13 protein-coding genes and 1 tRNA gene are annotated in these 16,339 nt (G+C 50.0%); all 14 read right to left on the bottom strand.

What is annotated here, in order from left to right; all coding sequences use genetic code 11:
• Positions 1-147 (bottom strand): GTP-binding protein (locus ABD028_RS20240; RefSeq protein WP_343847258.1); only part of this gene is annotated, 147 nt, incomplete at its 3' end.
• A 66-nt stretch (positions 148-213) separates the two neighbouring features.
• Positions 214-2,319, bottom strand: a complete 2,106-nt coding sequence (fusA, locus tag ABD028_RS20245; protein WP_102798951.1) for an elongation factor G — start codon at positions 2,317-2,319, stop codon at positions 214-216.
• Between the two features lie 15 nt (positions 2,320-2,334).
• Complete coding sequence (rpsG, locus tag ABD028_RS20250) at positions 2,335-2,805, bottom strand: 30S ribosomal protein S7 (protein ID WP_102798950.1); 471 nt, start codon at positions 2,803-2,805, stop codon at positions 2,335-2,337.
• A 79-nt stretch (positions 2,806-2,884) separates the two neighbouring features.
• Positions 2,885-3,259 (bottom strand): 30S ribosomal protein S12, encoded by a 375-nt coding sequence (gene rpsL, locus ABD028_RS20255; RefSeq protein WP_102798949.1) that lies wholly within the window; start codon positions 3,257-3,259, stop codon positions 2,885-2,887.
• A 235-nt stretch (positions 3,260-3,494) separates the two neighbouring features.
• The gene (gene rpoC / locus ABD028_RS20260; protein ID WP_102798948.1) at positions 3,495-7,676 is read right to left on the bottom strand and encodes a DNA-directed RNA polymerase subunit beta'; all 4,182 of its coding nucleotides are present in this window, start codon (positions 7,674-7,676) and stop codon (positions 3,495-3,497) included.
• A 74-nt stretch (positions 7,677-7,750) separates the two neighbouring features.
• Positions 7,751-11,779: a DNA-directed RNA polymerase subunit beta gene (rpoB, locus tag ABD028_RS20265; protein ID WP_343847256.1), complete on the bottom strand. Its 4,029-nt coding sequence runs from the start codon at positions 11,777-11,779 to the stop codon at positions 7,751-7,753.
• A 281-nt stretch (positions 11,780-12,060) separates the two neighbouring features.
• Positions 12,061-12,426, bottom strand: a complete 366-nt coding sequence (gene rplL / locus ABD028_RS20270) for a 50S ribosomal protein L7/L12 (RefSeq protein ID WP_102798947.1) — start codon at positions 12,424-12,426, stop codon at positions 12,061-12,063.
• Between the two features lie 64 nt (positions 12,427-12,490).
• A complete protein-coding gene (rplJ, locus tag ABD028_RS20275; RefSeq protein WP_102798946.1) occupies positions 12,491-12,985 on the bottom strand; it encodes a 50S ribosomal protein L10 in 495 nt (164 codons plus the stop codon).
• A gap of 231 nt (positions 12,986-13,216) precedes the next feature.
• Positions 13,217-13,912 carry a 50S ribosomal protein L1 gene (gene rplA, locus ABD028_RS20280; protein ID WP_102798945.1) on the bottom strand — a complete coding sequence of 232 codons (696 nt, stop codon included), beginning with the start codon at positions 13,910-13,912 and terminating at the stop codon, positions 13,217-13,219.
• A gap of 5 nt (positions 13,913-13,917) precedes the next feature.
• On the bottom strand, positions 13,918-14,346 hold the full coding sequence (gene rplK / locus ABD028_RS20285) for a 50S ribosomal protein L11 (RefSeq protein ID WP_343847257.1): 429 nt from the start codon (positions 14,344-14,346) through the stop codon (positions 13,918-13,920).
• A 231-nt stretch (positions 14,347-14,577) separates the two neighbouring features.
• Positions 14,578-15,114 (bottom strand): transcription termination/antitermination protein NusG, encoded by a 537-nt coding sequence (gene nusG / locus ABD028_RS20290; protein WP_102798943.1) that lies wholly within the window; start codon positions 15,112-15,114, stop codon positions 14,578-14,580.
• 1 nt (position 15,115) lies between these two features.
• Positions 15,116-15,493: a preprotein translocase subunit SecE gene (secE, locus tag ABD028_RS20295; RefSeq protein ID WP_102798942.1), complete on the bottom strand. Its 378-nt coding sequence runs from the start codon at positions 15,491-15,493 to the stop codon at positions 15,116-15,118.
• Between the two features lie 170 nt (positions 15,494-15,663).
• Positions 15,664-15,740: transfer RNA gene (locus ABD028_RS20300), tRNA-Trp, on the bottom strand.
• Positions 15,741-15,942: 202 nt separating this feature from the next.
• The coding region (locus ABD028_RS20305) for an EF-Tu C-terminal domain-related protein (RefSeq protein ID WP_486303259.1) at positions 15,943-16,339 on the bottom strand (397 nt) is incomplete at its 5' end.

Here is a 16,339-nt window from a genome sequence, read left to right on the forward strand (position 1 = left end):
TTGGTCGAATGCTTTCGCAGAACCACCGTAGGTCTTCGCCAATACAGTAGTGATTGCTGCTGTCAGAGTGGTTTTACCGTGGTCAACGTGGCCGATAGTGCCTACGTTTACGTGCGGTTTCGTACGTTCAAACTTTTCTTTTGCCATTTTACTAAGTTCCTAAGTTAAAAGTCCGGCCCCCTGCTTGGGACAGATTACCGGACCAGACCTTCATTAAGATTTTCTAGTTTCAATAATTGCGTTGGCCACATTACTTGGGGCTTCAGCATAATTAAAGAATTCCATGGAATAGGATGCTCGGCCCTGGGTTGCGCTCCGCAGGTCGGTGGCATAACCAAACATTTCGGACAGTGGCACTTTTGCACGCACTATCTTAATTCCGGCTATACCGTCTTCCATACCTTCGATGATACCGCGACGACGGTTCAGGTCGCCGACCACATCACCCATCCAATCCTCAGGCGTCGTGACTTCCACTTTCATCAGCGGCTCAAGCAACACAGGGTTCGCTTGGGCAGCACCTTTCTTGAAGCCCATCGAGCCTGCGATCTTAAACGCCATTTCAGAAGAGTCAACATCGTGATAGGAACCATCGAAGAGAGTTACCTTCACGTCGAGCATGGGATAGCCAGCCAGCACACCATTTTGCATCTGCTCCTGGATCCCTTTGTCAACAGCCGGGATGTATTCCTTAGGAATAACACCACCCACAATGGCGTTAACAAACTCGTAGCCCGCCCCTTCTTCCTGAGGTTCGATCTTCAGCCATACATGACCAAACTGACCGCGACCACCAGATTGACGGACGAACTTGCCTTCCACTTCCACTGCCTTACGCAGTGTTTCACGGTAAGCAACCTGGGGTTTGCCCACGCTGCACTCCACTTTGAACTCGCGCTTCATGCGATCAACTATGATATCCAGGTGCAGTTCACCCATACCGGAAATAATAGTCTGACCTGATTCTTCATCCGTTTTGACCCGGAAGGAAGGATCTTCTGCAGCCAGCTTGCTCAACGCGATGCCCATCTTTTCCTGATCAGCAACAGACCTGGGTTCCACAGCAACCGCAATAACCGGCTCTGGGAAGTCCATCTTCTCAAGAATAATGATGTTATTCGGGTCACATAATGTGTCCCCGGTGGTGACATCTTTCAGACCAATGGCAGCGGCGATATCGCCGGCACGCACTTCTTTGATCTCTTCGCGGCTGTTGGCATGCATCTGTACGATGCGGCCAAAACGTTCACGTTTGGCTTTTACCGAGTTATATACGGTGTCGCCTGAATTCACCACGCCGGAATAACAGCGGAAGAATGTCAGGGTACCGACAAAGGGGTCCGTGGCAATTTTAAATGCCAAGGCAGAAAACGGCTCGTTGTCGTCAGCGTGTCGTTCAGCCAAAGACTCATCTGCATCATCCAGATGGCCTTTAATAGCTGGTACATCTACCGGCGCGGGCAGAAAATCAATCACCGCATCCAGCACAGCCTGCACGCCTTTATTCTTAAAGGCAGAACCACAGGTAGCCAGTACGATTTCATTGTTCAGCGTACGGGTACGCAAACCTTGTTTGATTTCCTCTTCCGACAGTTCACCGCCTTCCAGATACTTTTCCATCAGCTCTTCAGAGCCTTCGGCGGCAGCTTCGACCATTTCCATACGGAACTGCTCGGCCTGGGCCTGCAACTCTGCCGGAATATCCTCATAGGTGAAAGTCATGCCCTGGTCCGCTTCGTTCCAGTTAATAGCCTTCATCTTGAGCAGATCGATAACGCCTTTGAAGTTCTCTTCAGCACCGATGTTAAGTTGGATAGGCACACAGGTAGCGCCCAGGCGATTGCGGATCTGTTTGACCACGCGCCCGAAGTCGGCACCGGCCCGGTCCATCTTATTGACGAACACCAGACGCGGTACACGATACTTGTCAGCCTGACGCCAGACTGTCTCGGATTGAGGCTCCACGCCGGACGAACCGCAGAACACCACCACAGCGCCATCAAGCACGCGCAAGGAACGTTCAACTTCGATAGTGAAGTCAACGTGTCCCGGCGTATCAATAATGTTGACGCGGTGCTGTTCAAATTGCTGGTTCATACCGGACCAGAAACAGGTGGTGGCAGCAGAGGTGATAGTGATACCACGCTCTTGCTCTTGTTCCATCCAGTCCATGGTGGCTGCGCCATCATGGACCTCACCGATTTTATGCGATAAACCAGTATAGAAGAGTACGCGCTCGGTAGTGGTAGTTTTCCCCGCATCCACGTGAGCACAGATACCGATATTACGGTAGCGCTCAATTGGTGTCTTACGAGCCATAGCTTCCTCTCTCGATTACCAGCGGTAGTGAGCAAACGCCTTGTTGGCATCAGCCATACGGTGCACGTCTTCACGCTTCTTAACCGCAGAGCCTTTATTCTCACTGGCGTCCAGCATTTCTGCAGCCAGACGCTGAGCCATGGACTTCTCACCACGCTTACGGGCAGCTTCCACCAACCAACGCATGCCCAGGGCATTACGACGAACAGGACGCACTTCTACAGGCACCTGATAGGTAGAACCACCAACACGGCGGGATTTAACTTCCACAGACGGACGGATATTATCCAGGGCGTCCTCGAACACATCCAGGTGTGCTTTGCCGGTTTTCTCGGCAACGATGTCGAGTGCACCGTATACGATTTTTTCAGCAGTAGATTTTTTGCCGTCCAGCATGACAACGTTCATGAACTTGGCAAGCAATTGTGATCCGAACTTAGGATCAGGTAGGATTTTACGTTGACCTACGACTCTTCTTCTAGGCATCTTCTTTCTCCGTTGAATTCAGGGATTACCCAAAACTCTCAATTAAAACTTTAGTTTGGCCTTACTAAACGGAGAACCGTTAGGACTTGGGCCTTTTCGCGCCGTACTTAGAACGGGCTTGCTTACGAGCGTTAACACCGGCGCAGTCCAAAGTACCGCGAACAGTGTGGTAACGAACACCTGGCAGGTCTTTAACACGACCACCACGGATCAGTACAACGCTGTGCTCTTGCAGGTTGTGACCTTCGCCACCAATGTATGAACTGACTTCGAAACCGTTAGTCAGACGAACACGGCATACTTTACGCAATGCAGAGTTCGGTTTCTTTGGAGTGGTGGTATATACGCGAGTACATACGCCACGTCTCTGGGGGCAAGCTTGCAGCGCAGGTACATTGCTTTTTTCAGCGACCTTCGCGCGGGGCTTACGCACCAACTGGTTAACTGTTGCCATTAACTAGCTCCTGATAAAAATAACTACTACTGAAAAATCGAAAACGATTGCTGATCCTTCAGCTTAGCTGATGAATAGCTATCGTGTTGCTGCATTTGGCCGTCCTGCCGCTGCAGCTTATTCACATCCGTGCAAATAAAAAAACCGCAACCCTGAAAAAGGGTCGCGGAATTCTATAGACCAAAGATTAACCTGTCAACCCAAGCCTGCCTTGCGGCAGGCCCTGGCAAGAGGTTTAATCTTCGGATTCGTCATCACCGACTTCGGCATTGAGTGCCTCAGACAGCGCCTGCTCAGCCTGCGCCGCAGATACAGACGGATCTTCCATCATCATGGACTCCAGTCTTCTGCGCTGACGTTTCTGATGGTAGGCAAAACCGGTACCAGCAGGGATCAATCGGCCAACGATAACGTTTTCTTTCAAGCCGCGCAGATCGTCTTCCTTGCCCTGTACAGCCGCTTCGGTCAGTACGCGGGTAGTTTCCTGGAACGAGGCCGCAGAAATAAACGACTCGGTAGACAAGGACGCCTTAGTGATACCCAGTAACTGGGTTTCATACTGAGCCGGGATCTTGCCCTGTTTTTCCAACTGACGGTTAGCGATCTTAACGTGCGATACTTCTACCTGCTCACCTTCCAGGAACTTGCTGTCGCCTGGGTGGGTGATCAAACATTTACGCAGCATCTGACGAATAACCACTTCGATGTGCTTATCGTTGATCTTTACACCCTGCAGACGGTAAACGTCCTGAACTTCGTTAACGATATAGTTGGATACCGCACTGATACCACGCAGACGCAAAATGTCATGAGGTGATTCTGGACCGTCGGAGATTACTTCACCGCGTTCCACTTTCTCACCTTCAAACACGTTCAGTTGACGCCACTTAGGAATCATCTCTTCATAAGCTTCGCCTTGCTCAGGCACAATCACCAGGCGCTTCTTACCTTTGGTTTCCTTACCAAAGTTAATGGTACCGGAAACCTCGGCCAGAATAGCTGGCTCTTTGGGCTTACGCGCTTCGAACAAGTCGGCAACCCTTGGCAGACCACCCGTGATATCGCGGGTCTTCGAGCTTTCCTGCGGTATACGGGCTAACACGTCACCGGCTCTTGCCACTGTGCCGTCGGTAGCTTCAATAGTGGTAAAGCTTGGCAGGCGAATTTCCTGCAAACCGGCTTCAGCACTTTCCAGAATCAGCTTAGGCTCTTTGGCGTTGAACTTGGACAGATCTTTAACCACGATACGGGTCAGACCGGTCAGCTCATCCTGCTGCATCTCTGTGTTACTGTCATCAACGTCGGCAAAGCTGATCTTAGCCTGACGCTCAGTAATGATCGGGTGCGAGTGCGGATCCCAGTTAGCGACGATGTCACCAGCTGCCACTTTGGCGCCGTCATCTACCGCCAATACAGCACCGTAAGGCACTTTGTAGCGCTCTTTCTCACGGCCCTGATCATCAATTACCGTGATTTCGGTGGAGCGGGAAACAATCACTACCTTGTCATCAGCATTACGCACGTACTTGGCGTTATGCAGTTTCAAACTACCGACAGTCTTGACCTGTACACTGTTTTCGGCAGACGCTCTTGAAGCGGCACCACCGATGTGGAAGGTACGCATGGTCAGCTGTGTACCTGGTTCACCGATTGACTGGGCGGCAATAACGCCCACTGCTTCACCGGTACCCACCAGATGACCGCGAGCCAGATCACGACCGTAACAGTTAGCACAGACACCGAAGTCGTTGTCACAAGTGATAACAGACCGTACCAGCACCTGATCCACAGAGTGCGATTCCAGCAGGTCAACCAGAGCTTCGTCCAGCATCACGTTACGCTCTACCAGAACTTCGTCGCTACCAGGTTTGATCACGTCTTCAGCCACCACACGACCCAGAACACGCTCGCGCAATGGTTCAACTACGTCACCACCTTCGATTAACGGGGTCATCTTCACCCCTTCGAATGTGCCGCAGTCGTCATTGTTGATAACCAGATCCTGAGCAACGTCTACCAGACGACGAGTCAGATAACCTGAGTTCGCTGTCTTCAAGGCGGTATCGGCAAGACCCTTACGCGCACCGTGGGTAGAAATAAAGTACTGCAATACGTTCAGACCTTCACGGAAGTTTGCCGTGATGGGCGTTTCGATGATTGAACCATCTGGCTTGGCCATCAGACCACGCATACCAGCCAACTGACGAATCTGTGCTGCACTACCCCGGGCACCGGAGTCAGCCATCATAAACACAGAGTTAAATGAAGGCTGTTGCTCTTCTTCACCGTCACGGTTGATCACGGTTTCAGTTTTCAGGTTATCCATCATGGCCTTGGATACGCGCTCGTTGGCAGCAGACCAGATATCGATAACTTTGTTGTAACGCTCACCAGCGGTGACCAAACCTGACTGGAACTGGTCCTGAATCTCGGCTACTTCCGCTTCAGCAGCATCGATAATCTGGGCTTTCTCATCCGGGATTACCATGTCGTCGATACCGATAGAGGCACCAGCGATCATCGCGTAATGGAAACCTGTGTACATGATTTGGTCAGCAGCAATAACGGTATGCTTCAGACCCAGCGTACGGTAACAGGCGTTCAACAGGCGAGAAATCTGCTTCTTACCCATGGCCTGGTTGATTAATTCAAACGGCAGACCTTGTGGCAGAATCAGCGACAGAATGGCACGGCCAACGGTGGTATCGGTCAGTGTCACTTTTTCTGTTTTATTACCCGCTTCATCGACTTCAAATTCACGGATCCGCACCTTAACTCGGGCATGCAGCTCAGCAACGTCGGTACGATAGGCCTTCTCGGCTTCGTGCGCGTTTTTGAACACCATGCCTTCGCCTTTGCCATTTACACGGTCACGGGTCATGTAATACAGACCCAATACCACGTCCTGAGAAGGTACGATGATAGGTTCACCGTTGGCAGGCGACAGGATGTTATTGGTAGACATCATCAGCGCACGGGCTTCCAACTGCGCTTCGATTGTCAGGGGTACGTGAACGGCCATTTGGTCACCGTCGAAGTCGGCGTTATAAGCCGCACACACTAATGGGTGCAACTGGATCGCCTTACCTTCGATCAGGGTGGGTTCAAAGGCCTGAATACCCAAACGGTGCAACGTAGGTGCACGGTTTAATAATACCGGGTGTTCGCGGATCACTTCATCCAGTACGTCCCATACCTCGGGCGCTTCACGCTCAACCATCTTCTTGGCGGCTTTAATGGTAGTGGCCAGGCCACGACCTTCCAGCTTGCCATAGATAAAGGGCTTGAACAGTTCCAGAGCCATTTTCTTAGGCAGACCGCACTGATGCAGGCGCAGTGTAGGACCTACGGTGATAACGGAACGGCCAGAGTAGTCAACACGCTTACCCAACAGGTTCTGACGGAAACGACCTTGCTTACCTTTAATCATGTCGGCAAGGGATTTCAGAGGACGCTTATTGGAACCGGTGATGGCACGACCACGACGACCGTTATCCAACAACGCATCCACGGCTTCCTGCAGCATACGCTTTTCGTTACGCACGATGATATCAGGCGCAGCCAGATCCAGCAGACGCTTCAGACGGTTGTTACGGTTGATCACCCGGCGATACAGATCGTTCAGGTCAGAGGTCGCAAAACGACCACCATCCAGAGGTACCAATGGACGCAAATCCGGTGGTAGTACTGGCAGTACGGTCAGGATCATCCACTCTGGACGGTTACCAGAAGCCTGGAAAGACTCAAGCAATTTCAAACGCTTGGTGATCTTCTTCTTCTTGGTCTCAGAGTTAACCGATGGCAGCTCTTCACGCATGGAGGCGACATCGCCATCCACGTTCAGGGCTTTCAGCAGATCAAATACCGCTTCGGCACCCATCTTGGCTTCGAACTCATCGCCATGCTCTTCCAGGGCGTCCAGATATTCTTCTTCGGTCAGAAGTTGTGAACGCTCCAGTGTGGTCATACCGGGTTCGGTCACCACATAGCTTTCAAAATACAGCACGCGCTCGATATCACGTAAGGTCATATCCAGCATCAAACCGATACGGGACGGCAGTGATTTCAGGAACCAAATGTGTGCAACCGGGCTCGCCAGTTCAATATGGCCCATACGCTCACGGCGTACTTTGGTCAGGGTGACTTCAACGCCACACTTCTCACAGATCACGCCGCGGTGCTTCAGACGCTTGTACTTACCACACAAGCACTCATAGTCTTTAACCGGTCCGAAAATACGCGCACAGAACAGGCCGTCACGCTCCGGCTTGAATGTGCGGTAGTTGATGGTCTCGGGCTTTTTCACTTCACCATAGGACCAGGAACGGATCATGTCCGGTGAAGCCAGACCGATACGGATATTGTCGAACTCTTCGGTCTTATTCTGCTGCTTCAGAAACTTCAATAAATCTTTCACGATTTTCTCCCTGCGGAGTCATTAACCTTGGGGAGCCCAGGGGCTCCCCACATGCCCTAAATACCCTAGTCGGATTAATTCTCTTCCAACTCGATGTTGATACCCAGTGAGCGGATTTCCTTCAGCAATACGTTGAAGGACTCCGGCATTCCAGGCTCCATGCGGTGATCGCCGTCCACGATGTTCTTATACATCTTGGTACGACCGTTCACGTCATCGGATTTAACCGTCAGCATTTCCTGCAGGGTGTAGGCAGCACCGTAGGCTTCAAGTGCCCACACTTCCATCTCCCCGAAACGCTGACCACCGAATTGCGCCTTACCACCCAGCGGTTGCTGAGTTACCAGGCTGTAAGAACCAGTGGAACGGGCATGCATCTTGTCATCAACCAGGTGGTTCAGTTTCAGCATGTACATGTAGCCAACGGTCACTTTACGCTCAAAGGCGCGACCAGTACGGCCATCGTACAACACGATCTGACCATCTTCAGGGATGTCAGCCAGTTTCAGCATCTGCTTGATTTCAGCTTCATTGGCACCGTCGAATACCGGTGTGGCAATCGGCAGACCTTTACGCAGGTTGCCAGCCAGACGCTCGATTTCATCGTCGCTGAAGCTATCAATATCCACTTTCTGGTGTGATTCACCAAGATCGTAAACTTCTTTGATAAAGGCGCGCAGTTTAGCTTTTTCCTGCTGTTCCTTAATCATCCGGTCTATCTTGGCACCAATACCGTTAGCAGCCATACCCAGGTGAGTTTCCAGTACCTGACCAATGTTCATACGTGAAGGTACGCCCAATGGGTTCAGTACGATATCTACAGGTTGGCCATGCTCGTCATACGGCATGTCTTCCACCGGCATTATGGTGGAGATAACACCTTTGTTACCGTGACGACCGGCCATCTTGTCACCTGGCTGGATCATACGTTTCACCGCCAGATACACCTTAACGATCTTCAGTACGCCAGGCGCCAGATCATCACCCTGGGTGATCTTGCGGCGTTTCACTTCAAACTTCTTATCGAAGTCATCTTTGATCTCGCCATACTGCTCAGCAATCTGATCCAGATCATTCTGTGCGTCTTCGTCCTTCAACGTCAGATCGAACCATTTCTCACGTGGCAGGCTGTCCAGCTTGGTATCCGCAACACCGCTGTTAATCAGCAGGTTACGGGCACGAGAGAAAATACCATCGGCCAGGATGTTGAATTCGTCAGACAGGTCTTTCTTAACCTGACGCAATTGCATGTCTTCGATTTCGATGGCACGTTTGTCTTTCTCTACGCCGTCGCGGGTAAAGACTTGTACATCGATAACCGTACCATGCACGCTGTTCGGTACACGCAAAGACGTGTCTTTCACATCAGAGGCTTTTTCACCAAAGATAGCGCGCAACAGTTTTTCTTCTGGCGTCAGTTGCGTTTCACCCTTAGGCGTTACTTTACCAACCAGAATGTCGCCGCCTTTTACTTCAGCACCGATGTAAACAACGCCCGACTCGTCCAGTTTACCCAGGGCAGATTCACCTACGTTAGGGATGTCGGCAGTAATTTCTTCCGGCCCCAACTTAGTATCACGAGCAATACAGCTCAGTTCCTGAATATGGATAGTGGTAAAGCGATCTTCCTGCACCACGCGCTCGGATAACAAAATCGAATCTTCGAAGTTGTAACCATTCCAAGGCATGAATGCGATACGCATGTTCTGACCCAGTGCCAATTCACCCAAATCAGTGGATGGACCGTCAGCCAGTACATCACCGGCCACTATCGGCTCACCGACGTTACAAGTAGGCTTCTGGTTGATACAGGTGTTCTGGTTTGAACGGGTGTACTTGGTCAGGTTGTAAATATCGATACCCGCTTCACCAGCATAGGTTTCTTCTTCATTTACCTTGATCACAATACGGCTGGCATCAACGTAATCCACCACACCGCCGCGTTTGGCAACCACTGTTACACCAGAGTCAACCGCAATGGTTTTCTCCATGCCAGTACCTACCAATGGCTTTTCAGCACGCAGGGTAGGAACGGCCTGACGTTGCATGTTCGCGCCCATCAAAGCACGGTTAGCATCGTCGTGCTCCAGGAATGGAATGATGCTGGCAGCAACAGACACGATCTGCTGTGGTGATACGTCCATATACCTGATATCACTGGCCGGCATCAGGGTGAATTCACCCCGGAAACGACAGGATACCAGCTCATCTGCCAGACGACCTTCAGCATCCAGCTCGGCATTAGCCTGAGCAATGGCGTGCTGGCCTTCTTCAATGGCAGACAGGTACTCAATTTCATCGGTCACAATACCGTCAACGATTTTACGATAAGGGGTTTCCAGGAAACCAAAATCGTTAGTACGGGCATAGGTTGACAATGAGTTGATCAAACCGATGTTTGGACCTTCAGGTGTCTCAATAGGACAGACACGACCGTAGTGCGTAACGTGTACGTCACGTACTTCGAAACCGGCGCGCTCTCGGGTCAGACCGCCGGGGCCCAAGGCAGAAATACGACGCTTGTGGGTCACTTCCGACAGTGGGTTATTCTGGTCCATAAACTGCGACAACTGGGAAGAACCGAAGAATTCTTTCACGGCTGCAGAGATCGGCTTAGCGTTGATCAGGTCCTGAGGCATAACGTTGTCCAGGTCACCCAGGCTCAAACGTTCTTTCACCGCACGCTCAACACGTACCAGACCAACACGGAATTGGTTCTCGGCCATTTCGCCAACGCTACGAATACGACGGTTACCCAAGTGGTCGATATCGTCCACTTCATCTTTACCGTCACGAATAGCAATCAGTTGCTTCATTACCGCTACGATATCGGCTTTGTCCAGCGTGCCTTCACCGATCAGCTCATCACGTCCCAAACGACGGTTGAACTTCATCCGTCCCACTGAAGACAAATCATAACGGTCGTCAGAGAAGAACAGATTGTCGAACAGCGTCTCGGCAGCGTCTTTCGTTGGCGGTTCACCAGGGCGCATCATACGGTAAATTTCAACCAGCGCTTCCAATCGGTTACTGGTTGAATCGATACGGATAGTGTCAGAGATATAGGAACCGTGATCCAGCTCGTTGATATACAGCGTTTCGAAGCTGTCAAAGCCGGCTTTCTTCAGTGCCAGTAACGCTTCAAGCGTCAACTCTTCGTTAGCTCCGATGATCAATTCGCCGGTTGCTTCATTCACGTAGTTGCGGGCAACCACTTTGCCGACCAGATACTGAGGCGGTACTTCCAGCTCAGCAATATTGGCTTTTTCCAACTGACGGGTATGACGGGCAGAGATACGACGGCCGGACTCAACCAGCACATTGCCTTCTTTATCCAGAATATCAAACTGGGCCACTTCACCACGCAGACGGTCCGGCACAATATCCATCATCAGACGATCAGCGGTAATACGCACCTGGTTCTTCTCAAAGAACAAATCCAGAATTTCTTCTGTACCCATGTCCAGGGCGCGCAAAATAATAGTCGCTGGCAATTTACGACGACGGTCGATACGGACAAACAGGTTGTCCTTTGGATCAAACTCGAAGTCCAGCCATGAGCCACGGTAAGGAATAACCCGGGCGTTATACAATACTTTACCGGAAGAGTGCGTTTTGCCCTTATCATGATCAAAGAACACGCCGGGAGAACGGTGCAGCTGAGAAACGATTACTCGCTCGGTACCATTGATAACAAATGTACCGTTTTCAGTCATGAGCGGAATTTCGCCCATGTAGACTTCTTGTTCTTTAATATCTTTAACTGTGCCTGGCGCTGCTTCTCTATCGAACAACACCATGCGCAATTTCACCCGCAATGGAGCAGAGTAGGTTACGCCGCGGATTTGACATTCCTTAACGTCAAAAACCGGCTCACCCAAACGGTAGCTCACATATTGCAATTCAGAGTTACCTGAATAGCTTTTAATTGGAAATACAGAACGGAAGGCTGCTTCCAAACCGTACTGACCATCCGCATCAATCTCGATGAATTTCTTGAAAGAATCTAGTTGGATTGATAGAAGATAAGGTATTTCCAATACCTGCGGGCGTTTGCCAAAATTCTTACGAATACGTTTCTTTTCGCTATAAGAGTAAACCATGGGTTCCTCAGCCTGCTGATTTTTGACCCAACTTGCCTTTACTGCACTCATTGATAAATGAGCAATAGACAAACTTCCAGCACCGTTTCAAGGATAGTCACAATACAAATCCATGCGCTAAAATAGCGGCTTGGAAAAAGTATTTGATAAACAATCCTGTGCGCAATTTACGGATAGGCAGTAAACGGTGTAAGTGACTATCCTACAGCGCAAAAAGGCTGGTGATCAAATGATCACCAGCCTTTGCCTGAAATCAGGCAAATAATCTGTCCACAGACAGATTATTTAACTTCAACTTTAGCACCAGCTTCTTCAAGCTCTTTCTTCAGTGCTTCAGCTTCTTCTTTGCTCACGCCTTCTTTGATGGCTTTAGGAGCAGCTTCTACCATGTCTTTGGCTTCTTTCAGACCCAGACCGGTTGCGCCACGTACAGCTTTGATAACCGCAACTTTGTTGCCGCCAATCTCAGCCAGAACTACGTCGAACTCAGTCTTCTCTTCAGCAGCTTCAGCTGGGCCAGCAGCAACAGCTACGGCGGCAGCGGCAGAAACGCCGAATTTTTCTTCCATGGCAGCTACCAGCTCTACAACGTCCATTACAGACATTTCAGCGATAGCGTCGATGATTTGCTCTTTAGTCACTGACATTTCTCAGATTCCTAAATTAAGGGGAATATTCCCGATTAAACTCTTAATCAAGCCGCTAATAAAATTAGGCAGCTTGCTCTTGTTTCTGGTCGCGAACCGCAGCAATAGTGCGAACAAGTTTGCCAGCTGCAGCTTCCTTCATGGTGCTCATCAAACGTGCAATTGCTTCGTTGTATGTTGGCAACGAGGCTAGCAGTTCGAAGTCAACGGTCTCGCCATTGAAAGCCGCACCCTTCAGTTCGAATTGCTTATTGTCTTTAGCGAAGTCTTTAAAAATTCGCGCGGCAGCACCTGGGTGCTCCTTAGAAAAGGCAATAACAGTCGGACCTACGAATACATCTTTCAGACACTCAAATTCGGTGCCATCTACTGCACGGCGGGCCAAAGTGTTACGGACAACTTTCATCCATACACCGGCTTCACGAGCCTGCTTACGCAGAGTAGTGATTTTGCCTACAGTGACACCACGAGCGTCTGCGACTACCGCAGATAAAGCACCTTTGGCAGCTTCATTGACTTCAGCAACAATTGCTTTTTTGTCTTCAAGCTTAATAGCCATTGGCTCTTAACTCCTGGTTCTTCCAGACTTACGTCTGGTTTCCTACACATAGCCGACACAAGTGCCGACTCGCGATTTACGGTGAGAAACCAGAGAATCTAAATTCTTCTGGGGTCTGCACCGTCTGCGCAGGCTGTTAGATTAAGCATTCACGGGAGCTCCCTGAATGCGCCTGCGGTCTTGGACGGAAGCCTTCGAAAAGGCTCCAACCCATAACCTTAAACTATCTGATTAGCCAGCCAGGCTAGCTTGATCGATAGCTACGCCGGCACCCATAGTGGTGCTCAGGCTAACTTTCTTCACGAAAGTGCCCTTGGCAGTAGAAGGCTTAGCCTTCTTCAGGGCATCCAGCAGAGACTCAAGGTTCTCTTTGATCTGGTTGGCTTCGAAGCCAATCTTACCAATGCTGGCGTGAATGATACCGTTCTTGTCATTGCGGTAACGCACCTGACCAGCCTTGGCATTCTTAACCGCAGTCACCACATCTGGTGTTACGGTGCCAGTTTTTGGGTTTGGCATCAGACCACGGGGGCCCAGGATTTGACCCAAAGTTCCTACAACGCGCATGGCATCTGGAGAGGCGATCACTACGTCAAAAGGCATTTCACCTTTTTTAACTTGCTCTGCCAGGTCGTCCATACCAACGATGTCGGCACCAGCGGCCTTAGCAGCTTCGGCATTTGCACCCTGAGTAAATACTGCTACGCGGACGTCTTTACCAGTACCGTGAGGTAGTACAGTGGCACCACGAACGTTCTGATCAGATTTACGCGGATCAACACCCAGGTTGATAGCAACGTCTACGCTCTCCGCAAACTTGGCAGTGGCCAGTTCTTTCAGCAGAGCAACGGCTTCGTTGATTTCGTATTCTTTGGTAGCGTCAACTTTTTCTTTGATGACGCGCATGCGTTTAGTCAGTTTAGCCATTTGAATTAGTCCTCTACTACCAGACCCATACTACGCGCAGAACCTGCGATAGTACGTACAGCTGCATCCAAATCGCCAGCCGTCAAATCAGGCTCTTTGGTTTTGGCGATTTCTTCCAGTTGAGCACGGTTAACCTTGCCAACTTTATCTGTATTTGGACGGGCAGAACCGCTCTTCAGACCAGCCGCTTTTTTCAGCAGGTAAGAAGCAGGAGGCGTCTTAGTCTCAAATGTGAATGAACGGTCTTCGTAAACTGTAATAACAACTGGAGTAGGTGCCCCCTTGTCCAGGCTCTCTGTTCTGGCGTTAAACGCTTTACAGAATTCCATGATGTTTACGCCGTGCTGACCCAACGCTGGACCAACTGGTGGACTGGGGTTAGCAGCACCAGCGGCGACCTGAAGCTTAATCAAGCCTTTTACTTTCTTTGCCATGTTTTTAACCTCTAAAGTGGGTATAACGCCTCGTAAGCATTGAGGATGCTTACTCAAACGGCTCCCCGTTCGATAAAAAGGGCTGCGGATTATATTTTAATCTACAGCCTGGTTCAAGCCGAAACTTGCATAAAGCGCAATTTTCGGCTTGGGAATAAAATTGAGTTTGTTGCAGAGTAACCGAAGGATAGTCGTTTTCAGTTCACTAACAAGAACAAACGGATACTTAAACTAGCCTTTTTCTACCTGGCCAAATTCAAGTTCTACCGGTGTGGAACGTCCAAAGATCAATACGGATACCTTCAGGCGACTTTTCTCGTAGTCAACTTCTTCAACAACGCCATTGAAGTCAGCAAATGGGCCATCGTTAACACGTACCACTTCACCTGGTTCAAACAAGGTTTTAGGTCTGGGCTTATCAACCGCTTCCTGCAGACGATTCAGAATCGCATCGGCTTCGCGCTTGCTGATGGGCGCTGGGCGGTCAGAAGTGCCGCCAATAAATCCCAATACGCGTGGTACGCTTTTAACCAGGTGCCAGGAATCTTCATTCATTTCCATTTCTACCAGCACATAACCTGGGAAGAATTTCCGCTCACTTTTGCGTTTCTGGCCAGCGCGCATTTCAACCACTTCTTCGGTTGGTACCAAAATTTCACCGAAGTAGTCTTCCATGCCGTGAATTTTAATATGTTCTTTCAGGGATTGCTTAACTCTGCCTTCAAAACCGGAGAAAGCCTGCACCACGTACCATTTTTTGTCAGCCATATTAAACTCCCAACCCGGTTACCAAAGAAACCAGACGCACCAGAATACCATCCAGGCCCCAAAGAACTAAAGCAACAATGACGGTCGCAACCAATACGATCATTGTTGTTTGTGTTGCTTCCTGACGAGTTGGCCATACCACCTTGCGCACTTCCATTCTGGACTCTTTTGCGAAGGTTAGGAAACGCTCACCCTTTTCGGTCTTGGCAGCAATAAAGCCAGCAATCACAACCAGAGCAACAATAGACACTGCGCGAATCAGCACGGACAGCTCTTCATATACATAGTTGCCGGCAATAGCTGCAGCCAGTAAGCCGATAACCAGTACCCATTTTATCGAATCCATCGCACCGGATGTGTTTTCTGTATTGACGCTCATGCAATTTACCTATTACTGCGATTAGCTGTTTCGCACCGTTCGGTGTCGAAACCTGTTCATTCCTGCCTGCGTAATGCCGGCTTCTTAATTGCTCCATATTGGCGCAAATTATAGACTTTCAAGTGCCAGGCACTTCGCATTAATCTTGTCTCTGACAAAATTAATATATCTGGCAGGGGCGGAGGGACTCGAACCCCCAACCATCGGTTTTGGAGACCGCTGTTCTACCAATTGGAACTACGCCCCTAAATTTCTTCTTCGCAAGATAGCTTTCAGCTCAAGGGAGGTTGAAATCAAGAATCAAGCATAAGAAGGGTGCGGTATTATACCTGTTGACCACTGTTATACAAGCTTCCCTCACCAGCAAGTCAATTCCATACACAATACATGGAGCATGAAAGCAAAAAAGGCTCCCGAAGGAGCCTTTTCAATCATTTAAGCAATCAGAATCACTCAACGATTTTAGATACTACGCCAGCACCTACAGTACGACCACCTTCACGGATGGCGAAACGCAGACCTTCGTCCATGGCGATTGGGCAAATCAGCTCAACAACAAACTTCAGGTTGTCGCCTGGCATGACCATTTCAACACCTTCTGGCAACTGGACAGAGCCAGTTACGTCAGTGGTACGGAAGTAGAACTGAGGACGGTAGCCTTTGAAGAATGGCGTGTGACGGCCACCTTCGTCTTTGCTCAGTACGTATACTTCTGCTTCGAACTTGGTGTGTGGCTTGATTGAACCTGGCTTACACAGTACCTGACCACGCTCAACTTCGTCACGCTTAGTACCACGCAGCAGCGCACCAATGTTCTCACCTGCACGACCTTCGTCCAGCAGCTTA

It is taken from the genome of Bowmanella denitrificans, assembly GCF_039522935.1.
Lineage (GTDB): Bacteria > Pseudomonadota > Gammaproteobacteria > Enterobacterales > Alteromonadaceae > Bowmanella > Bowmanella denitrificans.

Bases quoted from the DNA above. Each gene is read 5' to 3' on its own strand.
- secE (WP_102798942.1), bottom strand. From the start codon at position 15,493: ATGAGCGTCAATACAGAAAACACATCCGGTGCGATGGATTCGATAAAA.
- nusG (WP_102798943.1), bottom strand. From the start codon at position 15,114: ATGGCTGACAAAAAATGGTACGTGGTGCAGGCTTTCTCCGGTTTTGAA.
- rplK (WP_343847257.1), bottom strand. From the start codon at position 14,346: ATGGCAAAGAAAGTAAAAGGCTTGATTAAGCTTCAGGTCGCCGCTGGT.
- rpsL (WP_102798949.1), bottom strand. From the start codon at position 3,259: ATGGCAACAGTTAACCAGTTGGTGCGTAAGCCCCGCGCGAAGGTCGCT.
- rplJ (WP_102798946.1), bottom strand. From the start codon at position 12,985: ATGGCTATTAAGCTTGAAGACAAAAAAGCAATTGTTGCTGAAGTCAAT.
- rpsG (WP_102798950.1), bottom strand. From the start codon at position 2,805: ATGCCTAGAAGAAGAGTCGTAGGTCAACGTAAAATCCTACCTGATCCT.
- rpoB (WP_343847256.1), bottom strand. From the start codon at position 11,779: ATGGTTTACTCTTATAGCGAAAAGAAACGTATTCGTAAGAATTTTGGC.
- rplL (WP_102798947.1), bottom strand. From the start codon at position 12,426: ATGTCAGTGACTAAAGAGCAAATCATCGACGCTATCGCTGAAATGTCT.
- fusA (WP_102798951.1), bottom strand. From the start codon at position 2,319: ATGGCTCGTAAGACACCAATTGAGCGCTACCGTAATATCGGTATCTGT.
- rplA (WP_102798945.1), bottom strand. From the start codon at position 13,912: ATGGCTAAACTGACTAAACGCATGCGCGTCATCAAAGAAAAAGTTGAC.